Raw genomic sequence first — 6,033 nt, 5'->3', positions numbered from 1 at the left:
AGCCTGTTCAACCAATTCTTTCTTCCATTGCCGCACTTGGGTCGGGTGGACATTGTGCTCCTGGGCGATCTCGTTGATTGTCTTGAGACCTCGTACCGCATCCAGTGCCACCTTCGCTTTTTTGTTGTCCGCTGAAACTGTTTCGTTTTAATTCGTTCATATCCTGCCTTCGTTGTTCAGTGCAGGATACTCCTTAAACTATTGTCCGGATTTCCGGGTCCACTATAGTTCTTGTAACACGAGAAACAATTTAGAAGGCTCTTTATGTGCTTCAGGGTCTTATCCAACAAGCACCTGAACAAGGAAAGACAGCAGCGTCCTCCCGCTTTTTTGCCATCCCATTGAACAACATTCCATTGAACAGCATTTCATTGAACAACATTTCATTGCCCAAAGTCAACCACGTTAATGGGTTTTGTCGCAATAAGGGGGCTCTGTTGCAAAAATTGGTGATTGCCCCTTCGAAGTGACGCCCTTTGAAATCAGTGTTCATGCTCAGGATAGATCCGGTGAGAGAGTCGTTTGTCCATCACACTTCGGGGCAATCACCAATTTTTGCAACAGAGCCGGGCGGTCAGTGCCCGTCCAGCACAGCGCACACAGCCAGCGCCCAAGGCGAAATTGATTGCCGGTGTCCGCAAATTCACGATAGCCGTAGCGAGCGCGAATTTCTGCTGTGTGCTGCCAGCGTTGCCTAGTTGCGCGATAGGTTTCGATGTAATCGGCAAACTCAACAATATTGAGCTGGATTGAGAGGGTGCGCAACACGGTTTCTGGCACGTCAGTTGGGTCTTCCAGGAACGTGCCCAGAAAGCGCACTGTCGTCAGTTGCAGCGCATAGCCCAGGCGACTGCTGTCACGCCGCTTGGTGGCGATCCACTCGCGGTCGTCATCGTCCAGATGGAAGTAACGAGCCAGCTCGTCGGTGGTCAGTGACTCTGGGTATAGGCCATAGCGTTCCCGTTGCGTATTGGATAGGAAGCTGACCGGCATGGCATCAAAGCGCTTCGGTGCAGAAGGTGGCAGGGGTGACGATGCGCGTGCGACCAGCGGTGCCACGTTGCAGCAGCCCGGCGCGACGATCTCCAGTCACCAGATAGTCGGCCTCGCTGGACAAGGCCATTGCAAGCAGAAACGCATCATTCGGATCATTCAGGTCCATGCCATCCGGCAGAGGGGGCAAAGCACCCAACACGATGGCGCGGTGCATGTTGTTCACCATCGTGCCGATGCGGTGGGCTGGCAATATGGTCTTGAGCTTGGGGTAGCGGCTCACACGCCGCAACTCGTCAAGCTGTACCGTTGAGGTCACCAGATCGAACCTGGCCGAGCGCCACGCGCGATAGATCACATCAGGTGGGCCGTGCGGCGAAATCAGTGCGCCGAGCAGCACATTGGAGTCCAGGATGACACGCATCAATGTTCACGCGCCCATTGCACCGCCTCGTCGATGAGGTCAATCAGTTCAGACTCGCCCATGCTGGAGGCAGTGGTCTTGGCTTGTTCGACGGCCTTCTCCAGGAGGTAGGAGCGCACTGCCTCCTCGATGAAGCGCGACAGGTCGCCTTTACGACCACCACCCTGCGCAGCGATGAACATGCGCACGGACTGATCCGTGTCCGGTGACACAGCGATATTCCAGCGGACTGAATCCATGATTACTCCAGTGTCTATAAGTGTATAAGTGTATAAGTGTATAAGTGTATAAGTGTATAAGTGTATAAGTGTATAAGTGTATAAGTGTATAAGTGTATAAGTGTATAAGTGTATAAGTGTATATACTCCGATTTATATCGCCATGCAAGTTGGTTTGATAAAACGATCGTTTTACTGAACTTTAACAATTCATTGGCGGAAAAATAATTGCAACCAGCAATTGGTTCATAATAGTGGTTCTATTTATCAAAGTTCGATATTATTGCACTCAGACGAGTAAAACGAAATTTTTAATGAAAATCGGCTACGCCCGCGTGAGCACACGCGACCAAAATATCGACTTGCAGTTGGACGCACTTAAACGCGCCGGTTGTGAGCGCATCTACCGCGACGTAGCCAGCGGCTCAAAGACCGTGCGTCCGGCACTCGATGAGCTGCTGGGCCAACTCCGGCCTGAAGACGTGCTGGTGATCTGGAAGCTAGACCGCATGGGACGTTCGCTCAAGCATCTGGTTGAACTGGTCGGCAATCTGATGGAGCGCAAGGTCGGCCTACTCAGCTTGAACGATCCTATCGATACCACCAACGCGCAAGGCAGGCTTGTCTTCAACCTGTTTGCATCGCTGGCTGAATTCGAGCGCGAATTGATCCGTGAGCGCACTCATGCAGGGTTGTCAGCCGCGCGTGAACGTGGGCGGGTTGGCGGACGTCCCAAAGGGCTATCAACGCAAGCTCAGGCCACGGCTATGGCCGCCGAAACGTTGTACCGGGAGCGGCGCATGGGTGTAGCCGCCATTGCACAGAAACTGCACGTCTCCAAGAGTACGCTGTACAGTTATCTGCGGCATCGTGGTGTCCAGATCAGCACCTACGAAAAATCGGTGCAGCAGCGGTCAGCCCCGTCAGTGATCGTAAGTGCCAACGCCAATGAGCCAAAAATCGCCACCATCCTGCTGACCCTGCGGATCGCAAACAACAGTAAATTTGTACGCGGCAAGAAGCGCACAATAGAGCACATTGAGGGTTTCTACCTCGAAAAATACGACGCCAGACAACGACCGAACGGTGACTATGAGTTGAAGATTCCCTATGACAGTGACGCAGATTTGGACAACACCGTGAACGAGTTGCTGAGCGGCATGGCCAGCGACGCTGATGACCGCCACTGTTTTTCAGAGAGCGATGCGTGCATGGAAGGTGCCGACCGTTACTGGTGATGCCGATAGCTGCTTAACTGACTTCTCTGTTCCATTGCTCCCCAGACCCCGTTTTCAATCCGTCAATTCATACAAGAGGACTGGCGCGATAACTGGCTGTTTATCACCTACCGCGATGACCAAATGGGGATGCTTCGCAACCTCGTGGCCACGGCCTTGGAAATGGCACTGGTTGAAGGCTTGAGCCTGTCCGAGAACCAGGAGCGGGGCTTGTGGTACGTCATGGACGAAGTGGACTCACTCGGAAAAGTGACCAGCCTACGCGCTGGCTTTACCAAGTTGTGCAAGTACGGCGGGCGCTGTGTGCTTGGCCTGCAAACCGTGGCGCAGCTTCGCACGACCTACGGACGCGACGAAGCGCAAACCTTGATCGCCAATACATCGGTGAAGTGCATTCTTCGCGCGGGCGACTCTGAAACCGCCAAGAACATGGAAAACGAACTAGGCGAACAAGAGATTGAGCGCACCCAGGTTAATGATTCGTTCAGCACAAGCGACAACGGCCAGAGCCAGAGCCAAAACACATCCACCCAAGTGGTGCGGCAATCCGCCGTTCTCGCTTCGGAAATCATGGGCCTGCCCGACCTGCAAGGCTTCTTGAAGATCCCCGGCGATGAAATCGCCAGCATCAAGGTTGAGTATGTCGCCATGCCCGACCAGAACCCCGCTTTTCAGTGACCAGGCAGGCGCGAGATTTTCGCGGGCGCGAAAATTTGACCAACAGGAGAAACGACCATGACAGACCACACCCCGCACCCACTCAGCGGCCACAACCGCCACGGCCTGAACAACATCAATGAAGGGCTTGCCAGCACCTTGGACGGCATCACCAAGGGCTTGGCCGATGTGTTGGGCGACCTTGCAAAGGCTTGATTGACTTCCTTAACCGCATGACTTCGGGCGACAAGGAAAAGGCACCCAACGAGGCCGAGAAGAAAGACGCTTTCGCCACCTTGAAGACCTGGCACGACATGGAGCCGGACGACGAAAAGCGCCGCGCCGTGGGCAATGCGGCCGACTTCATCAAAGACCAGTTCAAGCCAGCAGAGCAGGGCGCAGACAGCGACAGCGGCCAGCGCACGACCGGCGACACGCAGCAGGTACGCGAGCGCGTTATAGAGGTGCCGCAGTACATCAAGGACATGCCCGACTTTGAAGCCATCTTGACCCGGCAGCGCGAGCAAGTCGCCCAGGAGCAGGCCCGCCAGTACCAGGGCATTGCCAATGAATCGCGCATTGAAGCCGCCGAGGCACGGGAGGACAAGAGCGAGCAGCAGCAGCGCCACGAAGCGCGCCAAGACCCGGCCACGCATGGCATTGAGAAGGACGACCCCGACCCCTACGCCCAAGCCGCCCAGGAGTTGAACGCCAAGACCTTGGAGCAGGGGCAGGAGATCGAGGGCGAAGTGATCGAGGTAGCCAAAGCAGGCGGGCAAAACTATTACGTCATCGAGCAGGACGGCGAACGCCTGGCCGTGCCGGCAGGCGAAAAGCCCGAGCATGAGAAGGGCGACGAAATCACGGCCACCCGTACCCCGGAAGGCTTCGAGACAGGGGAGGCATATGGCTATGGCCGCTGATACCTTCAAGGCGCGGCAACAGTTGCACGGTGACTTGGCCGAGTTGGCATCGCGTTACATCGAGCACCACCAAGGGCGCGAACTGGACGGCCTCGCCGCCCTCGGTGAAGACCTGCTAAAGCTGGCCGACTGCACCGAGGGCCGCACAAGCTGGCTGTCCTTGCTGACGCGCTTGCAGCGCCTCAGCGGGTAGGCCGGTGTGCTGAAGAACTCCCGGCGCAACGTGCAATCGCTCAGATTTTCGCGGACGCGAAAACGCCCCGCTACTACGTGCAACGGGTGTTATGTCAAGCAACATGCAAAATTTATTTATCAGAGGTTCCCATTTTCTTATTATTCGGGTATAGTGCTACTTATTGATAACCACCCCATAAGGTGACGAAATGGCTATTACTGCTGACACTATCGACCATGTGACCCTTGAACGCCTCGTTGAAGCCGGCGCCGTTCGCGGGGCCAACATCGTGGGCCAGCCTGGCGGCTGGGGCGTGGTCATCCAATACGGGATGATTGAGCGCGTTCTAGCGGCCAAGCGTGGCGCTATCCGAATCTTCCGCAAGTTTGAAACGCTGGTTTCCTACCTCAAGGACATTGGCATCACCAAGTACCAGGTGGACGCAAGCCACTTTGACCCCGTGGCGCTCAAGACCGACCGCAAGCGCACCGACGCCGCCGAGCGCATGAAAAACGCGCACGAAGCCGCCGCCTACAAGGGCTGGCTTACTCAACAGGTGCAAGAAGCGATCGACGACCCCCGGCCCAGTGTGCCGCATAGCGAAGTTGCCGCCGAGTGGGCGACCGAGCGCGCCGCCTTGCTCAAGCAGGCCGAGAGCATGGGGAGCTAATCTTGCCGTTATGGAAACCCGCCGCCATTGCCGACCGCAAGCGCATTACCCAATACATCGCCAAGGACAACCCAAGGGCTGCCATTGAAATGGGTGACATGCTGATGCAGAAGGCTGAGCAACTAGACCAGCATCCAGCGCTTGGGCGTGTGGGGCGAGTGAAGGGGACGCGCGAACTTGTCGCGCATCCCAATTACATATTGATTTACAGAATTGTTGCCAAGGTTCCTGAAGTGCTGTGCGTCAAACACGCGGCGCAGAAATGGCCTTGACACAAAAGCGAGCGGCAAGGGGTTACGACCCTTGCCGCTCTACCACGAAACCACCAGCAAAGGATACTTTCATGGATACCGTAATTATGAACCTTGAGCGTCAAGAACTCTATAGCTTTTGTGACCTGTTGCCCGAGCCGATCATTGCCCGGCCAGTGGTCACGGCCACCCGTGGCCGGGGCTTGACCCTCGCGCTTGAATACCAGGGCCAGCGCGTCACGCTGATCGAGGGCGGCAAGCCTTACAAGTTCTGCTCTGTTGATGCCGTCATGTTTGAATTGGACGGAGCGCCCAACGTCGATACGGCCCGCCTCGTGATCGAAGCGGCCAACTACTTGTTGGCGCTGATTGAATCTTGACCCAGCCTGCTGATCGAAATGTGACCCAGGGCTGGTCGCTGCGTTTTGAGTTAGCAGCTGTGGATAAGTCTATCAAACAGTTGGTGTTGAAGCACTCCTTTTTT

12 protein-coding genes are annotated in these 6,033 nt (G+C 55.8%); 8 read left to right on the top strand and 4 right to left on the bottom strand.

Going from position 1 to position 6,033, the window contains the following annotated elements; all coding sequences use genetic code 11:
* The 4 genes from ACIQ0R_RS12555 to ACIQ0R_RS12540 all read right to left on the bottom strand — a co-directional run.
* A partial coding sequence (locus ACIQ0R_RS12555; protein WP_395828037.1) for a helix-turn-helix domain-containing protein occupies positions 1-111 on the bottom strand: 111 nt, incomplete at its 3' end.
* Between the two features lie 384 nt (positions 112-495).
* The gene (locus ACIQ0R_RS12550) at positions 496-993 is read right to left on the bottom strand and encodes a DUF4158 domain-containing protein (protein WP_395828034.1); all 498 of its coding nucleotides are present in this window, start codon (positions 991-993) and stop codon (positions 496-498) included.
* Between the two features lie 4 nt (positions 994-997).
* The gene (locus tag ACIQ0R_RS12545) at positions 998-1,417 is read right to left on the bottom strand and encodes a putative toxin-antitoxin system toxin component, PIN family (RefSeq protein WP_395828026.1); all 420 of its coding nucleotides are present in this window, start codon (positions 1,415-1,417) and stop codon (positions 998-1,000) included.
* A complete protein-coding gene (locus ACIQ0R_RS12540) occupies positions 1,417-1,656 on the bottom strand; it encodes a ribbon-helix-helix domain-containing protein (protein ID WP_395828023.1) in 240 nt (79 codons plus the stop codon). The genes ACIQ0R_RS12545 and ACIQ0R_RS12540 overlap by 1 nt, the downstream gene beginning before the upstream one ends.
* A gap of 293 nt (positions 1,657-1,949) precedes the next feature.
* Here ACIQ0R_RS12540 and ACIQ0R_RS12535 point away from each other — a divergent pair, with 293 nt between their 5' ends.
* The 8 genes from ACIQ0R_RS12535 (at position 1,950) to ACIQ0R_RS12500 (ending at position 5,929) form a co-directional block, all read left to right on the top strand.
* On the top strand, positions 1,950-2,873 hold the full coding sequence (locus tag ACIQ0R_RS12535; protein WP_395828021.1) for a recombinase family protein: 924 nt from the start codon (positions 1,950-1,952) through the stop codon (positions 2,871-2,873).
* A gap of 33 nt (positions 2,874-2,906) precedes the next feature.
* A complete protein-coding gene (locus ACIQ0R_RS12530; protein WP_395828030.1) occupies positions 2,907-3,551 on the top strand; it encodes a type IV secretion system DNA-binding domain-containing protein in 645 nt (214 codons plus the stop codon).
* Between the two features lie 57 nt (positions 3,552-3,608).
* Positions 3,609-3,746: a hypothetical protein gene (locus ACIQ0R_RS12525; RefSeq protein WP_395828018.1), complete on the top strand. Its 138-nt coding sequence runs from the start codon at positions 3,609-3,611 to the stop codon at positions 3,744-3,746.
* Between the two features lie 17 nt (positions 3,747-3,763).
* The gene (locus ACIQ0R_RS12520; RefSeq protein WP_395828015.1) at positions 3,764-4,453 is read left to right on the top strand and encodes a hypothetical protein; all 690 of its coding nucleotides are present in this window, start codon (positions 3,764-3,766) and stop codon (positions 4,451-4,453) included.
* On the top strand, positions 4,437-4,646 hold the full coding sequence (locus tag ACIQ0R_RS12515) for a hypothetical protein (RefSeq protein WP_395828012.1): 210 nt from the start codon (positions 4,437-4,439) through the stop codon (positions 4,644-4,646). Before ACIQ0R_RS12520 ends, ACIQ0R_RS12515 begins: the two co-directional genes overlap by 17 nt.
* A gap of 190 nt (positions 4,647-4,836) precedes the next feature.
* Positions 4,837-5,298, top strand: coding sequence for a hypothetical protein (locus ACIQ0R_RS12510; protein WP_395828009.1), 462 nt, complete (start codon positions 4,837-4,839; stop codon positions 5,296-5,298).
* Positions 5,299-5,300: 2 nt separating this feature from the next.
* On the top strand, positions 5,301-5,570 hold the full coding sequence (locus tag ACIQ0R_RS12505; protein ID WP_395828006.1) for a type II toxin-antitoxin system RelE/ParE family toxin: 270 nt from the start codon (positions 5,301-5,303) through the stop codon (positions 5,568-5,570).
* A gap of 71 nt (positions 5,571-5,641) precedes the next feature.
* Positions 5,642-5,929, top strand: coding sequence for a hypothetical protein (locus ACIQ0R_RS12500; RefSeq protein ID WP_395828003.1), 288 nt, complete (start codon positions 5,642-5,644; stop codon positions 5,927-5,929).
* Positions 5,930-6,033 lie beyond the last annotated feature (104 nt).

The sequence above is a fragment of the Collimonas sp. genome, assembly GCF_044339385.1.
Taxonomy (GTDB): domain Bacteria; phylum Pseudomonadota; class Gammaproteobacteria; order Burkholderiales; family Burkholderiaceae_D; genus Collimonas.
This window is presented reverse-complemented; position numbering and strand designations above follow the sequence as displayed.